The 18650-nt window shown below is 62.4% G+C and carries 16 protein-coding genes; 4 read left to right on the forward strand and 12 right to left on the reverse strand.

The window, feature by feature from the left end; genetic code table 11:
- Nucleotides 1-32 precede the first annotated feature (32 nt).
- The 6 genes from P0D52_RS02955 to P0D52_RS02980 form a co-directional block, all read right to left on the reverse strand.
- Nucleotides 33-1115, reverse strand: coding sequence for a helix-turn-helix domain-containing protein (locus tag P0D52_RS02955; RefSeq protein ID WP_394693953.1), 1083 nt, complete (start codon nucleotides 1113-1115; stop codon nucleotides 33-35).
- Nucleotides 1116-1119: 4 nt separating this feature from the next.
- The gene (locus P0D52_RS02960) at nucleotides 1120-1536 is read right to left on the reverse strand and encodes a PaaI family thioesterase (protein ID WP_394693954.1); all 417 of its coding nucleotides are present in this window, start codon (nucleotides 1534-1536) and stop codon (nucleotides 1120-1122) included.
- Entirely contained in the window at nucleotides 1529-2023 is a 495-nt protein-coding gene (locus P0D52_RS02965; RefSeq protein ID WP_394693955.1) for a PaaI family thioesterase, read from the reverse strand. Before P0D52_RS02965 ends, P0D52_RS02960 begins: the two co-directional genes overlap by 8 nt.
- A gap of 52 nt (nucleotides 2024-2075) precedes the next feature.
- Entirely contained in the window at nucleotides 2076-2900 is an 825-nt protein-coding gene (locus P0D52_RS02970) for a response regulator (RefSeq protein WP_394693956.1), read from the reverse strand.
- Between the two features lie 63 nt (nucleotides 2901-2963).
- The gene (locus tag P0D52_RS02975; RefSeq protein ID WP_394693957.1) at nucleotides 2964-3299 is read right to left on the reverse strand and encodes a DUF6460 domain-containing protein; all 336 of its coding nucleotides are present in this window, start codon (nucleotides 3297-3299) and stop codon (nucleotides 2964-2966) included.
- Between the two features lie 38 nt (nucleotides 3300-3337).
- Nucleotides 3338-4168 carry a mechanosensitive ion channel family protein gene (locus P0D52_RS02980; protein ID WP_394693958.1) on the reverse strand — a complete coding sequence of 277 codons (831 nt, stop codon included), beginning with the start codon at nucleotides 4166-4168 and terminating at the stop codon, nucleotides 3338-3340.
- Between the two features lie 140 nt (nucleotides 4169-4308).
- Between P0D52_RS02980 and P0D52_RS02985 the strand changes: the two genes are divergently transcribed.
- Nucleotides 4309-5940 carry an AbgT family transporter gene (locus P0D52_RS02985; protein ID WP_394693959.1) on the forward strand — a complete coding sequence of 544 codons (1632 nt, stop codon included), beginning with the start codon at nucleotides 4309-4311 and terminating at the stop codon, nucleotides 5938-5940.
- Between the two features lie 55 nt (nucleotides 5941-5995).
- Here P0D52_RS02985 and P0D52_RS02990 read toward each other — a convergent pair whose 3' ends face one another.
- The gene (locus P0D52_RS02990) at nucleotides 5996-6949 is read right to left on the reverse strand and encodes a hypothetical protein (RefSeq protein WP_394693960.1); all 954 of its coding nucleotides are present in this window, start codon (nucleotides 6947-6949) and stop codon (nucleotides 5996-5998) included.
- A gap of 148 nt (nucleotides 6950-7097) precedes the next feature.
- On the opposite strand from P0D52_RS02990, the gene P0D52_RS02995 reads away from it, so the two are divergent.
- Both P0D52_RS02995 and pdeM read left to right on the forward strand, forming a co-directional pair.
- Nucleotides 7098-9557 (forward strand): ligase-associated DNA damage response DEXH box helicase, encoded by a 2460-nt coding sequence (locus P0D52_RS02995; RefSeq protein WP_394693961.1) that lies wholly within the window; start codon nucleotides 7098-7100, stop codon nucleotides 9555-9557.
- Nucleotides 9550-10245 carry a ligase-associated DNA damage response endonuclease PdeM gene (pdeM, locus tag P0D52_RS03000; protein WP_394693962.1) on the forward strand — a complete coding sequence of 232 codons (696 nt, stop codon included), beginning with the start codon at nucleotides 9550-9552 and terminating at the stop codon, nucleotides 10243-10245. Before P0D52_RS02995 ends, pdeM begins: the two co-directional genes overlap by 8 nt.
- Here pdeM and P0D52_RS03005 read toward each other — a convergent pair.
- From P0D52_RS03005 to P0D52_RS03025, 5 genes are all read right to left on the reverse strand, one after another.
- Nucleotides 10242-10685, reverse strand: coding sequence for a DUF3429 domain-containing protein (locus P0D52_RS03005; RefSeq protein ID WP_394693963.1), 444 nt, complete (start codon nucleotides 10683-10685; stop codon nucleotides 10242-10244). The genes pdeM and P0D52_RS03005 overlap by 4 nt on opposite strands.
- Before the next feature lie 3 nt (nucleotides 10686-10688).
- Complete coding sequence (locus P0D52_RS03010; protein ID WP_394693964.1) at nucleotides 10689-11489, reverse strand: TIGR02186 family protein; 801 nt, start codon at nucleotides 11487-11489, stop codon at nucleotides 10689-10691.
- Nucleotides 11486-12421 (reverse strand): sulfite exporter TauE/SafE family protein, encoded by a 936-nt coding sequence (locus P0D52_RS03015; protein ID WP_394693965.1) that lies wholly within the window; start codon nucleotides 12419-12421, stop codon nucleotides 11486-11488. The genes P0D52_RS03010 and P0D52_RS03015 overlap by 4 nt, the downstream gene beginning before the upstream one ends.
- A 12-nt stretch (nucleotides 12422-12433) precedes the next feature.
- Nucleotides 12434-15697, reverse strand: a complete 3264-nt coding sequence (locus P0D52_RS03020) for a peptidoglycan-binding protein (RefSeq protein WP_394693966.1) — start codon at nucleotides 15695-15697, stop codon at nucleotides 12434-12436.
- Between the two features lie 177 nt (nucleotides 15698-15874).
- On the reverse strand, nucleotides 15875-18001 hold the full coding sequence (locus tag P0D52_RS03025) for a hypothetical protein (protein ID WP_394693967.1): 2127 nt from the start codon (nucleotides 17999-18001) through the stop codon (nucleotides 15875-15877).
- A 130-nt stretch (nucleotides 18002-18131) separates the two neighbouring features.
- Between P0D52_RS03025 and P0D52_RS03030 the strand changes: the two genes are divergently transcribed.
- The gene (locus P0D52_RS03030; RefSeq protein WP_394693968.1) at nucleotides 18132-18638 is read left to right on the forward strand and encodes a MerR family DNA-binding transcriptional regulator; all 507 of its coding nucleotides are present in this window, start codon (nucleotides 18132-18134) and stop codon (nucleotides 18636-18638) included.
- Nucleotides 18639-18650: the final 12 nt, after the last annotated feature.

Genomic DNA, 18650 nt, shown 5'->3' on the forward strand with positions numbered 1-18650 from the left:
GCGTCCGGATGCGCGATTCCGGACGTCCGGATTCAGGTTTGCCGGTATTGCGACGGCGTCTGGCCGGTCAGCTTGCGGAAGGCTTCGTTGAAAGTTGATTTCGAATTGAAGCCACAATCATAGGCGATATCGAGGATGGAGCGATCCGGCTCGCTGGTCAGCGCGGTCTTTGCGGCCTCGATTCGCGCTGCATTGACGAAGGCGTGGAAATTGACGCCAGCGCCGGTATTGATCGCCTCGGAGAGGGTACGCTGTGCCACGCCCAGCCGCCTTGCCAGCCGCGCAATCGTGAGATCGGCATCCCGGTACAGCCCGTCCGCCGACAGCAGGGTTTGTGCGCGGCTCAAAAGTTCAATCTGATCGGTGGTCTGTTCGCGCTGCGGTGCTGACATGTTGGCTGCGGCGGCATCGCCGGTATCTCGCGGCGCGGTCAGTGCTCCAAGCGCCAGCGCATTTATCATCAGGAAATGACCGATACCGAGCAGAATTCCGACGCCGCTATTTCCCGTGACCGTCCAGGCAAAGTGGATCGCAATGATTACCAGCATCAGGGCCAGCACGGTGCGTACCCCCGAAAGGGTCCGGTTTTCGATGGTGGAAAACCAGTTGCGCACACGGATATCGTGCTGGCGCAATGCCAGGATCGCGGCGCCGAGAAACCCCAGGCTGACGGCATCGCCGATGAGCGGGATTATCAGCGTGTTGGCGGGCGTGAGAATGTCGCCCGTGACAAAGAGGGCTCGCTGCGCCTCAACATCCAGTCGGTGATAGGTGGCGATGGCATACACCATCAACAGACCGAAGGGCAGGAAGGCCCAGAATTGCCGCCAGCCGAGCCGCGCGGCAGGATTTATGCGGCAGCGGATATGGAAATAGGTCAGCGGCGCGATCAGAGCGCCGAACAGATTACCGGTCATCGCAAATTGCGGGTGATCCAGAACGGCGCCGCTGGCGAGGAAAATCTGATCGGCCTTCTCTATGGCGAAGACCAGCATCAATGCCAGCAGGATCCGATTGGCCTTGCGTTCCGTCCAACCCGGGTGAAACAGGATTCCCGCAAAGACAAGCGCCTGCAAAAGCGTGGCCCAGGAGAGTATCCAGCCCGCTTCCGCCATCCGGTCAGTCGCCCACCGGTTCCGGCTTGATCAGGAAATGGCCGTGCAGCGTGGCGACGGGCGCTTCGCGGCGGCCCTGCCAGGCTTCGACGCGGACATTGGCGACGCGCGCACCCGAGCGCCCGATTATGGCGCGGGCATAAACATCGACCGGCCGGGCCGGGCGCAGATAATCAACCGCCACATCAATCGGCTTGGGCAGGCGCACCAGTTTTTGCGAAGCGAGCAGAGCGCCGGACGCCACGACTTCCATGAAGGCGCCTACCGCGCCGCCGTGCAGCGCCGGAACCAGCGGATTGCCCACCAGATGTTCACCATAAGGCAGGACGCCGGTCAGCTCATCACCCTTGCGTTCGAAATGTATGCCGAACTTGGCGACATAGGGCGCTTCCAGCAGCGTCTGGATGAGATCATCACTCATGCGGCATGCTCCCGGTCTCGATAATCCTCCGGGCTTTCTCCGCGGCTTCCTTGGAGGGCCGGGTGACCATGAAGGCCGCTGATGCCATGGCGACCGGATCGCTCTCATCACCGTCATGCGCCGTGGCACGCACAAAGGCGATCAGGCCGTGGGCGCGAATGCATTCGGCTTCGGCAATGATGTCCTTGCCGGGCTCGGCAGGGCGCATGTAGTCGATGCGCAAATCCAGCGTGGCGGGCGTTTCCTTCGCGCCCAGACCGGAAAAGGCGGCCACGCCGCAGGCATGATCCAGCAGGGCCGTCACCACGCCGCCATGCATGACGCCGGTTTCCGGGTCGCCGATCAAATCATCCTTGTAGGGCGAGCGCATGGTGGCGCGGCCCGGACCAAGGCCATCAAGGGCCAGGCCGAGCGCCTGCGCGTGTGGCGAGCCATCGACGATCAGCGGGGCAAGACGGTTGAGTAATTCCTGAAGAGATTCCGACATGGGGCATCCTGAAAGGGCAGGCCCCTGAGATAGGCGGTATTGGTTCGGGAGGCTAGAGGCGGGAGAGGCGCATCTTCACCACATCCTCGAGGCCCTGGACCACGCTGATGCGGATGGCGTCGTTTGCGTCGCGGGCCTGTTCCAGCTGAACCAGCGCGGCGCGGTGCATTTCCACGATCTCGTTTTCCGTGGGGCCAAATTCCCTTACCGCTCCGAGATAGCGATTGAGCGAGATCGCAACGCGGCGGGCGTGCTGGCAGCCATCGCGGGCGACCTCATGGGCGAGCGCGACGCAAGCATTGCGCGCCGCGGTCAGAGAATCCACCAGACCTTCCTGAACATCGATCTTCCGCTTGAAGGCGGGATCCCGGCCGTCGCGGGGTTTGCGGCGGCGGTCCGGTCCGGCATAGCGGGTCTTCTTGATGAAAAGGCGTGGGACTGCCGCGTATTCAATACGTTTCAGGAAATCCCCCGTGGACAGAGGTTTCTTGAGAAATTCGCTGGCGCCGGAATCCCGGGCGCGCTCAATATCTGTGCGGGACGTGTATTGGCCGGTGAGGACGATGGGGACGTCTCGGATTGCGAGATTGTCGCTGGTACGGACCGATTTGACGAGCGACAGGGCCTGGCGGTGATCCGTCTGATCGGCGCGCCAGTCCGCCACCACCATGCCGGGCATGTCAGAGGCAATGATTGTTTTCGCTTCGGCTTCGCTGCCTGCGGTAATGATGGTACGGGCTCCGGCGTTTTTCAGCGCCCCGGTCAGAAGGCGGCGCATCAAAGCGGCATGCTCCAGCACGAGGACAGGCCTGTCGCGCCAGGTGTCGCCTTGTGACGACCAGTGAGCAAAACTCTCGATGGCAGCAGCTGCGCCCATACACCCCTCCGAAGCCGGTTATCCTTAAGACAACGCTTCGGATTTTTCACGCAAAAACCGGAATCAGGGTGAACGTTTTCCTAATGCGCGGACGATGTGCACGACCAGCCAGATGGGAACAACCAGCACGGCACCGAGGACCAGATATTGGACGGAGCCGCGCGCCAGACGTGTCACGGTTTCAAAGGCTTCGCCCCAGACCTCGGCCAGCGTGCCGAAGAAATCCTGCCACAGATCGCCCGGATTGATATTGAAGGCGGCCAGCACGATGCCGACGATCACGGAAATCAGGGCGACGCGCAGAATGTCTCCCGGCGTTACCGATAACAGACGCTGAATCCGGCTTTTGGGCTCGGACGGCGGCGCCGCATTGGCGGGTTTGTTTTCTGTCTCAGACATCTTCACAATCTTTCCCGCGAATGCGGCATGAATGAGGCCTAGCCCTTCTTCTGGATTTCGACCTGATGCGGGTAGGGAATTTCGATGTCGTTGGCGTCGAAGGCTTCCTTGATCCCCTTCATGGCATCGAAATAGACCGGCCAGTAGTCCGGCGTATTGACCCAGGCGCGGGTGACGATGTCGATTGAAGACGAGTTATGGGCAATAACGCCCAGAAAGAATTCCGGGTCCTTGAGGACGCGCTCATCCGCGTCGTAATGGGCACGGATGACATCCATCGCCTTGTTGATGTCGTCATCATAGGAAATGCCGAAAGTGATATCGACGCGGCGGGTCGGCTTGACCGAGAAATTCGTGATCACATTGCCCCAAGCCTGACCATTGGGAACGATGATCGTCTTGTTGTCCGGCGTGTTGAGTTCGGTGGTGAAAAGATTGATGTCCGCGACCGTGCCGGATACGCCGCCCACCTCGACGAAATCGCCGAGCGAATAGGGACGGAAAAAGACCAGCATGACGCCTGCGGCGACATTGCCGAGTGTGCCTTGCAGAGCGAGGCCGACGGCAAAGGCGGCGGCACCGATGGCGGCGACCAGAGACGTGGTCTCGACGCCAAAGCGGTTCAACACAGCGATGAAGACCACCAGAAGAATGCCGTAGCGCGCCATGGAGGCGAAGAAAGTGGCCAGCGTCCGGTCGATGCGCGGGTTTTTCGACGACATCCGAAGGACGGCGCGCTTCACGCCACCGGCGATCATGTAGCCGACGATAAGAATGCCGAGCGCCAGCACGACGTTCACGCCACCATCCATCACGATTTCGGTGACTTGATCGATCAGCGCCTGATTGTCAGACAATAATTGTTCCATGGTTACGGTCCTGCCCGTTTAATCTCGATTTGCCGTTGATTATCATGTTGGCTTGCCCGCGCAAGTGTTTCACGGCTCCTGCGTTGCCTTTTTGGCGGAGGCTGCTAACCCTTCTCAATCGCAATTTTTCGGGGAGTGATATGGCGTCTGATTCAACACCTGCGCAGCCGGATGCCCAGAAAGGATTTCTGGGTTTCATCGAGCGGACCGGCAATGCCCTGCCGGACCCGGTTTTCATCTTTTTCTATCTGATTGCCGCCCTTGTGGTGATCAGTGTCGTTCTTGCCGCACTCGGCGTTGCCGTGCCGCTGAACGATCAGATTCTGGCGGGACTGGGCGAGTCCGGACGGGCCCGCTTCGGTATCGGCGATGATGGCATTATCTCGGTTTCCAGCCTGCTCAGCCCGGCGAATCTCGAACAATTGCTGACGCAGATGCCAACAACCTTCACCCACTTCCACCCGCTGGGCTATGTGCTGGTGGTGATGCTGGGCGCGGGCGTCGCGGAGCGCGCGGGCCTGTTTGGCACGGCCATGCGCGCCGGTGTGCGCAATGCGCCGAAATTTCTTCTGACCCCCGTGGTCGCCCTGATCGCCATGCTCGGCAATCACGCCGCGGATGCCGGCTATGTCGTGTTGATCCCGCTGGCAGGCGTCCTGTTTGCCGCTGCCGGGCGTCACCCGATTGCCGGCATTGCCGCCGCCTTTGCCGGTGTGTCGGGCGGGTTCTCTGCCAATATCGCGCCGGGACAGCTGGATGCCCTGCTCTTCGGGATTACCCAGGCGGGCGTCGATCTGATCAATCCGGGTTATATCGTGAATATCGCCGGCAATACCTATTTCATCATCGGATTGCTGGTCCTCTATCTGCCGATCATCTGGTTTGTCACCGACCGCATCATCGAACCGCGGCTGGGCAAGTGGACAGGCGGCGTGGCACCGGGCGGTGCTGCCGAGGAGGATGATGATCCGACCAAGCCGCTGACCGACGGACAGAAAAAGGGCCTGATGTGGGCCGGCATTGCGACCCTGGGCGTCATGCTGGTCTGGGCCTTTCTGACCCTCGGGCCGGGTACGCCGCTCTATAACGAGGCTGCGGATACGGTCACGGCGGCACTTTCGCCATTCTTCACCTCTCTGGTGGCGGGCTTCTTCATTCTCTTTCTCGCCGCCGGAACGGCCTATGGCGTGTGTGCGGGAACCATCAAGAACCATCGCGACCTTGTCGACATGATGGCCAAGGCCATGGGCGATATGGCCTACTACCTGGTGCTGGCATTTGCGGCGGCGCATTTCGTGGCCATGTTCGGCTGGTCCAATCTGGGCCTGATCACAGCCGTCACCGGAGCCGGCGCAATTGAATCCTCGCAATTGCCGATCCCGGTCGTTCTGGCCCTGCTGGTTCTGTTGACCGGTTTCATCAATCTGTTCGTGGGTTCGGCGAGCGCGAAATGGGCTCTGCTCGCACCGGTCTTCGTGCCGATGTTCATGCTGCTCGGCGTGTCTCCGGAAGCGACGACGGCGGCCTATCGTGTGGGTGATTCCGCGACCAACATCATCACGCCATTGATGGTGTATTTCCCGCTCATCCTCGTGTTTGCACGGCGCTGGTTGCCGGGCTTCGGTCTGGGCAGTCTCACCGCGATCATGGTGCCGTATTCCGTCATGATGATGGTGGTCGGCTTCCTGATGATGCTGGGCTGGGTCTATCTCGGCTGGCCATTGGGACCGGGCGCCGGTGTTGAATACATCGCGCCGGCTGTTGGCGGATAGTGAAACGGGGCCAGATTTTCGAATCTGGCCCCTTAAACGTCCTTTTGGCACAATATCAGGTCGCGGCGACCACTGCGGCTGTGGTGGCTGCCGTTGTGGCCGCGATCATGGCGGCCTGTGCGGCCAGAATGGCGGCGTAATCGGCAGCGGCTCCGGCCGGGGTGCGCAAGCCGGTCATGGTGGCAGCCAGCCGCACGGCCAGCTTTCCCGCGACCATGCTGGTGATGCGCGGGCGCAGGCTGCGCACAAAGGCATCAGCCTCGATCAGGGCATCGCCGGCATTCGAGCCATCCTCGACCTGCGCGGCAAGCGTCGCCAGCCCGGCCCAGCTCGCCCTCTGCCGCAAGCCCCGGACCTGTTGGACCGCAACATTGAGCGAGGTCCATGCCGAGGTGAAATCATCGGTGCGCGGATGGGCGATTGCCACATCGTATTCGCATTTGCTGCGGGCGCTTTTGGGAACACCGGCGGTGGCGAGTGCATTGCGTGCTTTTTCCAGCCGGTCTTTCGCCGTTGCCGGGGTTTCGTTTCCAGCGGCCATCATTGCGGCATAGGTTTCTTCTGCGGGCGGGTTGCGCCGCCACCAGGGCCCGGCGATTTCCTCGAGAATGTCAAAGAACATGCTGGACTGGGAATAGCTGCCTCCGGCGCACAACATGACCAGTGCGGCTGGAGCGCCCGCAGATGACAGGCTGCGTCCGCCACGGCGTTTTCGCTCGGCGGCCAGCGTATCCATCATTTTGACCAGCCCCCCGCCATCTCGCTTGGAGGCCGCGAGCGCTGCACCGTAAACCAGACGCATGGAGGTTGAGGGGCTGCGCCATCCCGATTTAAGCGCGTTTATTGCGTCCCGCTCTCGCAGCGTGCGGCGTACCAGCGTATCCGGTATCTCTCCTGCGCCCATACACGCCGCAGCGGCAAAGCGCGCGGACATGCGTTCGGATTTTTTTGTGGCATCAAAAAAGGCGGTTTCGAGTGTGCGATATTCTTCAATGGCCGAGTGAGCCATACCTGTCCCTCACATGTTTTCGCTCCCCCGAGCCGCACCCTGTCTAGCAAAATACCCGCACAATAGCAGGGGGAATGCCATTCACATTGTCCCCCATGACGGATTCTGTTCTGTGCGGACAGGGCCGACCGGGCTAGATTTGCATCCGATGAGTGAAGCTCTCCTGCCTTCCCGTTTTGCGGACTGGTTTGCGGCGCGTGGCTGGCAAGCGCGCCCGCATCAGCTGGAAATGATTGCGGCCGCACAGGCCGGCGAGGATGCCTTGCTGATTGCGCCGACGGGCGGAGGCAAGACGCTCGGCGGATTTCTGCCCAGCCTCATTGATCTGGCGGATGTCGCGGCCGAGGGATCAAAGCGCCCGCACCGGCTTCACACCCTCTATATTTCGCCTCTGAAGGCTCTGTCCGTGGATGTGGCGCGCAATCTGATGACGCCGGTGGCGGAGATGGGGCTGGATATCCGAATCGAGACACGTACCGGCGATACGCCCGTCTCCAAGCGCCAGCGCCAGCGCGATAAGCCGCCTGACATTTTGCTGACGACGCCAGAGCAGCTGGCGCTGTTTTGTGCCTCGCCCAATGCGCGGGCTTTCTTCTGCGATCTCAAACAGATCATCATTGACGAGATCCACGCGCTGGCGCCGCAAAAGCGCGGCGATCTATTGTCGCTGGGACTGGCAACGCTGGCACAATGGGCACCGGATGCGCGGCGCGCCGGACTGTCGGCGACGGTTTCCGACGAAGGCGGGCTGGCGCGCTGGCTGACCCCGCAAGGCGAAACGCCGGCATTCGCGCGGATTGTGCGCGGTAGCGAAGGACCGAAGCCCCAAATCGATATTCTCTCCAGCAAGGAACGCATTCCCTGGTCGGGGCATTCCGGCCGCCATGCGATGGGCGAGGTCTATGAGACGATCAGGCAGGCGCGGCTGTCGCTGATCTTCGTGAATACGCGCGCCCAGGCCGAGGCGACGTTTCAGGAACTCTGGCGGCTGAATGATGACGGGCTGGCGATCGCCCTGCATCACGGATCGCTGGCCGTCGAGCAACGCCGCAAGGTGGAAGCGGCGATGGCCGCCGGTCAGCTGAAAGCCGTGGTCTGCACCTCGACGCTCGATCTCGGCATTGACTGGGGCGATGTCGATCTGGTGATCCAGATGGGGGCTCCCAAGGGCTCAGCGCGGCTGATCCAGCGGCTGGGCCGATCCAATCACCGGCTGGACGAACCGTCGCGGGCCTTGCTGGCCCCGGCCAACCGGTTTGAGCATCTGGAATGTGAAGCTGCGCGCCTGGCGGTCTCTGAAGGCGTGCTGGATGGCGAGCCCCTTCGCGCCGGGGCGCTGGACGTGTTGGCCCAACACATGACCGGGCGCGCCTGCGGCGAAGCAATATCCAGCGAGGATCTTTTCGGCGAAGTCACGCAGGCAGCTCCCTTTGCCGGCCTTACCCGCGAGGAGTTCGACCGGGTGCTGGAATTCTGTTCTACGGGTGGATACGCGCTCGATAATTACGAGCGCTTCCGGCGTCTGATCCGCAGCCGGGACGGGTTGTGGCAGGCGCGCAATCCGCGCGTTGCGCAACGTCACAGGATGAATGTCGGTACGATCATTGAAGCAGAAATGCTCACGGTCCGCCTCAAGGGACGCGGCCCGCGCGGCGGCAAATCGCTGGGCGAGGTCGAGGAATGGTTTCTGGAACAATTGGTGCCCGGCGACACCTTCATCTTTGCAGGCCAGATTCTGGAATTTCAGGGCATTTCCGAGAATGCGGCGCTGGTGACGCGTTCGTCTGATCCGGAACCGAAAGTGCCCTCCTATAATGGCGGCAAGTTTCCGCTCTCCACCTATCTGGCGAAACGGGTGCGCGAGATTGCGCATGATCCCGGGCAATGGGCGGTGCTGCCCGAACAGGTGCGCGACTGGCTCACCTTGCAGAAGGAAAAATCGCGTCTGCCGGAACCGGATGATTTGCTGGTCGAAACCTTCCCGCGTGGCGGCAAGCATTATCTGGTCTGTTATCCCTTCGAAGGTCGTCTGGCCCACCAATCACTCGGCATGTTGCTGACACGCCGGCTGGAGCGCCTGCGGATGCGGCCGACCGGCTTTGTCGCCAATGAATATGCGCTGGCCGTGTGGGGGCTGCGCGATCTGGCGGGCGTCGACATGGATGCACTGTTTTCCGAGGACATGCTGGGCGATGATCTCGATGCCTGGCTGGCGGAAAGCCCGTTGATGAAACGCACATTCCGGCAATGCGCGATCATTTCCGGCCTGATCGAACGGCGGCTGCCGGGCCATGAAAAGACCAGCCGGCAAGTCACCTTCTCGGCGGACCTGATCTATGATGTGCTGCGCGAGCACGACCCGGATCATATTCTTCTGCAGGCGGCCTGGCGCGATGCGGCCACCGGGCTGCTCGACATTCGGCGGCTTGGTGATGCGCTGAAGCGCGTAAAGGGAAATATCCACAGCATTGATCTGCCGCGGGTATCGCCACTGGCCGTGCCGGTTATGCTCGAAATCGGGCGCGAACCTGTCTATGGCGAAGCGCAGGAGAGCATATTGGCGGATGCCGCCGATGATCTGGTGAGGGATGCAATGGCGCATGGTTGAGGCCGCAAAGACAATCGAAGAGCCGATGTGCCGCGTCAATGGCGTGATCGTGCAGCCGCATCTGTCGGGCGCCTTGTATGTGCCGGAATTTGCCGCGCTTCTGGTCGCCGATCTGCACTTTGAAAAAGGCTCCGCCTATGCGGCGGGCGGTCAGCTATTGCCGCCCTACGATACGCGCAAGACGATCACCCGCCTGGCTGCGGCCATATCAGAAACGCGAGCCGAAACCGTCATCGCGCTGGGGGACAGTTTTCATGACCTGGGGGCGGATAACCGTATTCATGACCAAGATGCCGGGACGCTGGCAGAGCTTGTGCAGTCTGTCGCTGACTGGATCTGGATCGAGGGTAATCATGACCCGGAACCGCCCGCGCGGTTTGGCGGTCGGACCTTGCCGGAACTCGTTCTGGGCGGATTGACACTGCGCCATGAACCCGTAAATGGCGATGCTCCGGGCGAAATCTGTGGGCACCTCCATCCGGCGGCGAAAGTGGCCGGGCGCGGACGGCGGCTGCGCTGTTTTGCAACCGATGGCCGCCGCATGATCCTGCCGGCCTTCGGGGCCTATGCGGGCGGGCTGTCGGTGCGGGATGCGGCCATCACATCGGTCTTCGGGCGTTGCCCGGATGCCTGGGTGCTGGGCCGCGATGCGGTCTATCCGATCCCGGCGCGGCGGGTGGTGGGTTAGAAGACCGCGGCGGCCAGAAGGCTAAGGACGGCAATTGTTGTCAGCAATATCCGCAAAGGCAGGTACCATTTCGGAAACGTGCAGGCCCGGACCGCCATAAAATCCCAGATGAATTGTAATATCAGTCCGGTAATCAGTACGGCATATGCAAGCGGGCTTGCCATCACGACTTCAATGATGAGCGCTGCCCATCCAGCGAGAGGCGGCGCCATGGCGAGAACGAGCGTCAGGCTGTCAGGCCTTTCCGGATTTCTGTGAATTTCGGCACCCCAGCGCGTGCCGCCGAGAAAGGACAGGATGGCCGCACCGTAGGCCAGCAGGAACACGTTCATCGCTGCGCCGGTTTGGTGAAGTGTCATCTGTGTGAGGATCGCCAATCCCACAAAAGGCACCAACCCGGCGATGCCGAGCACGTAGGGCAGGATAGGGCGTTGGCTCATCGCCTATCTCCTGTTGAAGATGGCTGCGGCGCCCCAGCCGAACAAAAGGGCGAGGGCAATCGAGACCAGCCCGTAGAGCCAGCCATGCTCGTGCGCAAAATTGTAGATGATGCGTTCGATGCCGGCCTTGTGGACTTCCAGCGCGACACTGCCCGAGGCCACTGCGCGCCCGTCGCGGAAGAGATAGACGTCGGCCGTATAGTCACCCACGGGTGTCGCCGGGGGCAGGGCGACCGTCGCCCGGAAAAGGCCGCCTTCAAGAATTTCGAGGCCGGTGGCCGTTTCCGCAAACAGGGCATCGCGCCGGCGGTTGCGGCTGATGGCTTCGCGGTATTCGATGATGTCCTCGGCAATTTCGCTGACCGTGACTTCGACACCGAGGCGGACCTCGGTGCGTTCGCTGTCCGGTGCGCTGAGGCGCAAATGCTCCAGTCCGATCCCCTCGCGGCGCAGGGCGGAGAATCCGCCGACTTCCTGAAGCGGGCGGGTCGAGGCGACGGAATAATAGCTCGGCACGTCTTCAAACCGCACCGGCGCGCGATTGATCCAGATGCCGAAAGTGCGTTCCTTGCGCATGACGCGCAGATCGGTGTGCGGACCCCGCACCACGATAACGATATCATCCTCGTCGGAAAAACCGGTGACGGCACCGAAGAGAATGATCTCTGCGCCCGCAAAGTCGGAGCGGATTTCAACTTCTTCCTGACTGAGGGCGGCGACGATCCGCGGGCCGGTTTCCGGCTCGATATCCATGGCCGGCTGGCCCTGCAGCATCAGAATAGCGGCAGCGAGGGGAGCCATCATGCGCCGACCTCCCTTGCTGGCAGGATGGTGAAGAGATCCGCCGGTGTGGCGACCAGATCCCAGCCCAGCTTGAGGCAGACAATCAGCACCATCAGTGCGAGGGCGACGCGCAATTCCTCGGCCTTGATATGCCGTCCGGCGCGTGCGCCGAACTGGGCCCCGATGACGCCGCCGATGATCAGAAGAAGCGACAGGACGATGTCCACGGTCTGGTTCTGGGCGGCCTGCAGGAAGGTGATCAGTGCCGTCACGAAGAGGATCTGGAACAGGGAGGTGCCGATGACGACATTGGTTGGCATGCGCAGGATATAGATCATGGCCGGAACCATGATGAAGCCGCCGCCAACGCCCATGATCGCCGATAGCAGGCCGACGAAAAAGCCGATCACAATGGGTGGAATAATGGACAGGTACAGCCCGGATTCGGGGAAACGTGTCTTAAAGGGCAGACGGTCAATCATCCGGCGCTTGCGGCGTTTCGAGACCGGCTGTGTGGAATGCCCGGCGCGGGCCCGCCGGCGAATGGCGCCGATGCTTTCAACCAGCATCAGTCCGCCGATCACGCCGAGAAAGCCGACATAGCAAAGTGAAATGATCAGATCGATCTGGCCCAGACTTCGCAGGAAAGAGAAAAGCTGCACGCCGCTGATCGAGCCCGCCGCACCTCCAATCAATAGAAAGATGCCCATCTTCAGATCGAGCGATTGCCGCCGCCAGTGCGCGATGGCGCCGGAGGCCGACGAGGCCACAATCTGATTGGCCTGCGTTGACACGGCGACCGCCGGCGGAATGCCGATGAAGAAGAGGAGCGGTGTCATCAGGAATCCGCCACCGACGCCGAACATGCCGGACAGGAAGCCGACACCCAGGCCGAGGCCGAGCAGGAGGAAAATGTTGACCGAAATTTCGGCGATCGGCAGGTATATCTGCATCGCCCGCAGCCCCTAGCCGGAGCGGGCGTTTTCCAGGCGCCCGATCAAGGCTGGATCGATAATGCCGGTTGGTGGCAATCCCCGATCCGTCTGGAAGGCGCGAACCGCCGTTTCGGTGCGCGGGCCCAACTGGCCGTCCGCCACGCCGGCATCATAGCCAAGACCGTTCAGCAGGGATTGGGCCGAGGCAATCAGGCCGGGATCGAGGGTGATGGTGGCGCCCCAATTGCGATTGTATTGGCCATTGGCTTCGGCATCGAAGGGGCGCGGCGTGAAGCTGGCGACGATGGCATTGGCCTGGGACAGGATGTCGGCGCTCAACGTGCCGGCAATGGCGGCCGCCTGTTGCCCGGCACCCGTGTCGCCACCCGCTGCGGCGATGGAGAACCAGGCATAGGCATCGCCCGGGCTTTGCTCTGTGCCCTGTCCCTGCTGGAACAAGACAGCGAGATTATATTGCGAGTCCGTCAGGCCGCGCAGAGCCGCTTCTTCAAACCAGCGGAAGGCTTCTTCGAGGTTTTCTTCCCCACCGGAGCCGGTGGCATACTTGACGCCGAGATTGTGCATGGCGCGGCGATGGCCGGCATCGGCGGCGCGGCGTGTCCATTGGCGGGCGGCGGCCAGGTCCTGATCCACACCTTCGCCGCGCTCCAGCAATTTGGCATAGCGATACTGCGCGGCGGGGACATTCTGTTCGGCCGCGCGGCGGATGAGCGCGGCGGCCCCTGCCACATCGCCGCTCGACAGACGTTCCTCGCCCAGAAGATAGCGCGCGACCGGGTCACCGGATGCGGCGGCTTGCTGCAGCGTTGGCAGGGTGACGACAACCGGTTCGCTCGCAACGGACGTCTCGGCTTCGGCTGCGGGCGGTGGTGTCGTTTCAACCGGCGCGGCGGTTTGTGGCGCAGCGTTTGGCGTTACGGTCTGCTCTGGCGCAACGCTCGCCGTTTCTGCTGCGGACGCCTCAGCCGCATTTGTGTCGGCCGCCGGCGGGGGTGTGATCGCTGGCTGGCTGGTATCTGCCGCGTCACCCGATGCGATGCCAATGGTCAGGTCCGACGTGCCTTCGCCCAATATGTCTGCTGACAAGGCTTCGGCCGTGCTGGCGGGCTCGCCATCAAGTCTTTCAAAAACCAGAAGTCCTGCGACAGCCGTGATCGCCACGAAACCCAGTACACTGGCCGCAATAAGGACTTTCAGACCATTGCCGCCCTCTTCCTCCTCCGTCACATAGGGATCAAAGCTGGCCGAGCGGTCGCCGCGTGTACGGCTGCGGGCCGCCGCGAGGAAGTCGGCGTCGGCCGTAGCGCCCAGCGGGGCGCGCGGCTTGGGACGCGGTGCTTCGGCCTGCTGTTGGCGCGGGCGCTGCCGACGGACGGGTTCGTCCACCGGCGCCATAGGCTGAAGAATCATCCCCGCATCGGCGGAAGGGCCGCGTTGGCGCTGCTGCCCGGTATCGGCCAGTTCCTGCTCCAGCGCCTGTTCATCGATCAGGAATTCATCCGGCTCTTCCGGTTCCCGCACGGTATTGCGGGAAGGTGGTGTGGCGGCCTCGGCAATGATGAAGGGGTCATCGACTTCATCGTCGTCATATCCCGGCGGTGTTTCTGCGTCCGGCGGCGGTGGCAGGGGCGTGCTGAAATCCGGCTCGGAATAGGCGGTCTGCCGCATGGCGGGGGCCGGCGTGGGCTCAGGCGCGGGCGCTTCCTCCACGGCCGGTTCTTCCGCGACCGCGCGATTTTCGATAGCTTCCAGACGATCCGCGAGCGCATTCATGGCGCGCTGAACCGGAGAGAGGCTTTCCTCGGCCTCCGCGCGTGCCTGTTCCAGCTTGCCGGAAATACCGCTAATGGCTTCTTCGATCCGTTTGGCGGTCCGCTCTTCAGACTGGCGCAAGCGGTCTTCGAGATCGCTTTCCTGGGATTTGGCGGCCTGACGTTCCTCGAGGCGCGCCACTGCTTCCGACATCGATTTTGTTGCGGTTTCGATGGCTTCGGCGGCGCGGGACTCGCTCTTCTCGACGCGTTCGCCCAGTGATCGGCCGAGGGCGGAGACATCTTCGCCCAGTTTCTGGATGGCTTCGCGGTTCTCATTGCGCACGGCATCAAAGCGTTGCGCCAGCTCGCGGTCGGCCTTGTCGGTGTTGTGAAGCGCTTCGGCTTTCTTCTCGCTCTCGCTGATGCGGTCATCCATGACGCGGGCGAGGCGGGTGATTTCAAGACCGATGCGGCTGAGCGATTCAGAATGCGAAGTCTCGGCAGCCGCAATCCGCGTCTCGGCCGATTTCAGCGCGCGCTCCAGTCGCTCGACACGCGGCTCGGAAACGGCATCTTCCAGCTCGCGCGCGACCTGAGCACGGGTGTCGGCAACGACCCGGGCGAGTTCATCGGATAGCAAATCAAACCGCCGGTCGAGATCGCCGTTGTCTGCGGAGAAGGGCCGGGATTCCAGCGAGCGCAAACGGGCATCGATCCGGGCGACGGATTGTTCAAACGCGCTGGCTGCGTCATTGGTCAGGCGTTCGGTGTCCTCCACCCGGCGGCGCAGGCGGTCGGCTGCATTATGAAGCCCGTGCAAAACCTGTCCGGTGTCATGAGACCGGCTGGCGGTCTTGCGCAAATCCTCGCTCAGGCGGCTTTGTCCGGCCTCGATGGATTCGATGCGCTTTTGCAGGGAGACGGTCGCGGCCTCTGTGGCCTGCCCGAATTCATCCAGCGCCGATTGCATGATCTCGGCCGAGCGCAGGCTGTCATTCTCGTTGCGGAAAACGCGCTGGGCGAGTTTGCCGAAAGCAGATTCAAAAGTCTTGAGCGTTTGCGGATCGGCGGTGCCGCCAGCGTCCTCGATCCGCTTCACCCGCAGAGCGAGGGCTTCCGCCGCAGAGCGGGCGGCTTCGGCAAGGTCGCGGGTCTTTTGCTGGTCTTGCCGCCAGGTCTGGTCGGTGGCCTCAACGCGCTCGGCCAGATCGGAGAGCGAGCGGTCGACTTCATTCAGGAAGCTGGCGGAATGCTGTTCGGTGGATTCAATGCGCTCAGTAAGGCGCTCGACCATGCCGCGCAGCAGGGCATCGCCCTCGTCGCTGCGGCTGGCAAATCCGGGATAGCTTTCCAGATTGGATTCCCAGCGCGGCTCGCCATCGCGGTCGGGTCCGCCATCCAGGATTACGGTGTTCAACCATTCGCCCAGCGTCATGCCTTCCCGGCGCGCTGCGGTCTTGGCGCGAGCGCGGGCGCGGGGGTCTATGCCTTTGACACTCCAGGGTCCCGCCGAGGACATAGCGAATCGCTCTCCATTCCGATGCCCTACGCTAGCTGACGGGTTAATCTTGTGTAAACCAGTCAACCGCCCCCCAGATGTGGTATATCCACAAGTCATGCAGGGGCAGCGCGCGCGAAGTCATCCACGTCACTTCGTTAATGACGGCGGTTTGGGTTAATCCCGGGTAAAGATTCCTTAACGGGGCAGGAAGAATTCAGGTGCGAGCGTGCGCAGGCGATCGTCCAGCGCCTCGACCTGAACCAGCAGGCCGGGCCCATCCGGCGGCAGAAGCGCGCGGCCCGTGTCAAAGACCGTCCAGCCGGACAAGGGGTCGCGAGAGACCAGAAGCGCATTGCCGATTTCCCACCAGGCGGCACTGGCCATCGGGTCAATCTCGATGGCTTCGGCCAGAAGTTCGAAGGGCGACAGGTCTTCGGGCGGACCTTCCGGGTCGCGGGCGGCCCAAGCCAGCAGGGCCTTTGCGGTCAGGATGCGCGCTGCTGCGCCCGCCAGATTGTCGTCATCCAGATAAGGCTGGAGTGTGTCCACCATCGCTTCATTGCCGGTGCCGACGGGGCCGGCGATCAGACCGAACAGGTCTTCGAAGGCCGGATCGCCGAGACCTGCAGCAATCAGTCCGCTGACATCGCCGCAGACGGGCCGCGCGGCAGCCTGAGCGGCCGGCGGGCAGGCACCACTATGGTTCTGTTCCTGCAGGCTGACGAGGTAGGCGCGAACATGATCGCCCGCCGCCGCATGCCGCTCGATTTCATCAAGGAAGCGTTGCTGGCCGGCGGTTTGATCGGCCTCCAGCGCGGCCATCGCGGCCGGAACAAGGCGGTCACTGATCAGAGCGCCACCATTGAAGGCAGGCTCAAGCCCCTCTTCCAGGCGAAAGCCGGGCTCGATCGTTTCGATCGATTCGAGGGTCCAGACTTCGCGCCGTCCTTCCGGGCTTTCCGGGCTGACGACAAAGAAGGAGAAGGCGTCCGGAATGTGCGGTGCCCCCTCCAGTGCGCTGAGCGCGTCGGGATGGATGGGCAAGGCGTGACGCATCCAGCGGCGCAGCAATTCGGCTTGCGCCTGTTCGGCCGGATCACCGTCGGGATAGTTCACCGTATTGTCGTTGAGATTCAGATTGATCGGGCTGGCCGCCTGCGAAGGATCAAAGACCACTGATTCACCGGAGGACAGGTCAATGGGCGTGGCCGCCAGATCGATATCTGTCGGGCCGTCTGTCTCTGTCTCGTCGGCTGTGTCTTCGGTGGTGGTGTCATCTGCATTGGACCCGGTCTCATCACCGGTCGAAAATTGCGCAGACAGAATGGTCAGGCCACCGGCGCGCGCCACGGTGAGCGCGCCATTGTCATAGGATTGCGCCAGCGTTTCCGGCGCGCGGCGAATGCCCATGGCAGCTTCCAGCCAGAAACGGTCGAATGACGTGTCCGGACCCAGCGGAATATCATCGAGCCGGCCTCCTTGCGACAGGCCAAGATAGGTATCGAGGCGGCGGCGGACTTCGGCGGCAAAAGCCGTGTTGGTCAGCGAGCCGGCATCGGCATCGATTTCCAGATGACGGCTGGCCAGAAAGTCATAGACCGAGATTTCCGATGGCGATTCATCGCGCACGAAATCCGGTGCGAGGATCAGTGTCCGAGTGACTGGGTCTCCGCTTGCCTCGCCCTCGGCCGTTTGCCGCTGGACAGACCATTCCAGGCGCAAGGCCTCGCCTTCGCTGGACGGGCGCAAGGCGGCGTATTCCGCACTTCCGAGGAAAGGCGTTGCGGGAGACAGCGAATGGGGCGCGATGTCTGCGGACGTTTCTTCGCCTTCGATGTCGGCGGCTACTGTTTCGGCGGCCTCGATATCATTGGAGTCGTCGGACTCAGCGCCGGAATCTGCCGCCGTAGTCTCATCGCTTGCCGTCGGTTCTTCCGCGGCGTCCGCCGCGTCGTCAGGCGCGTTGTCTGGTGTGTCATCCGAGGACGGTGCGGCATCGGCGTCGACATCATCAATGGCGGGATCCTCATCTGTCTGACCGCCATCAGCATCAGCTGCCGGCTCGCTCGACGCTTCATCCGTTTCCGCAGGCACCTCGTTAGGAGCATCGCCGGCCTGTTCTGCGGTGTCCGCCGAATCTTCGGCGTCATCGCTGCCCGCATCGTCACCTGCCGGTGTGTCCGCGTCGCTGGTGGCGCTTTCGTCCGAAGCGTCGACGTCATCTCCATTATCGCCGCGGAGCGACAGGCCGGAGGGTGCGTCCTGCGCCCAGACAGGGGCGGCAAGAAGCAGGGCGAAGAGGGGGGTGAGGAGGCGTTTCATGGCGACGTTATCTTTCCGCTGGCGTCCGGACGCAAGCCCGGACCGCTGATTGCATCAACACAGTCAGAGGGTTAGAAAATGTCACAAAGTTGACGTTGACGTTCGCGTAAGGGTGAGTCACATTCACATCATGAGCACGACCACTCTGACCAAAAGCGAATTCACGATCCGGGATCTGGCCTCCGAGTTCGACGTGACCGCGCGCACTCTGCGGTTCTACGAACAAAAAGGCCTGCTCAATCCGGGGCGAAAAGGCGCATCGCGCGTCTATTCTGTCGCCGATCGCGCCCGGCTGGTTCTTATCCTGCGCGGCAAGCGCGTCGGTTTCTCGCTCGATGAAATCCGCGAAATGCTGGATATGGAAGCCATCACCTCGCAGAACCCGTCGGCGCTGACGGACATGCTGGAGCGCTTCCACGAACGTATTGAGGCGCTGAACAGCCAGCGCGACGATATCGATGCGGCCATTGCCGAACTGGAAGCCGGCCGGACCTGGCTGGAGGACCGGCTCGCCAGACGCGAACCATCTGAAGAGATCAAACACCGCGCCCGCGCGTTCGAAGCGCTGGCTGCGGCCCGCATGAATGTCTGGACGGGCGCGTCGCCCGAACCGGGCTCTCACGAAACACAGACCTGAATTTCAAGGGAG

It is taken from the genome of Hyphobacterium sp., assembly GCF_043584775.1.
Taxonomy (GTDB): domain Bacteria; phylum Pseudomonadota; class Alphaproteobacteria; order Caulobacterales; family Maricaulaceae; genus Hyphobacterium.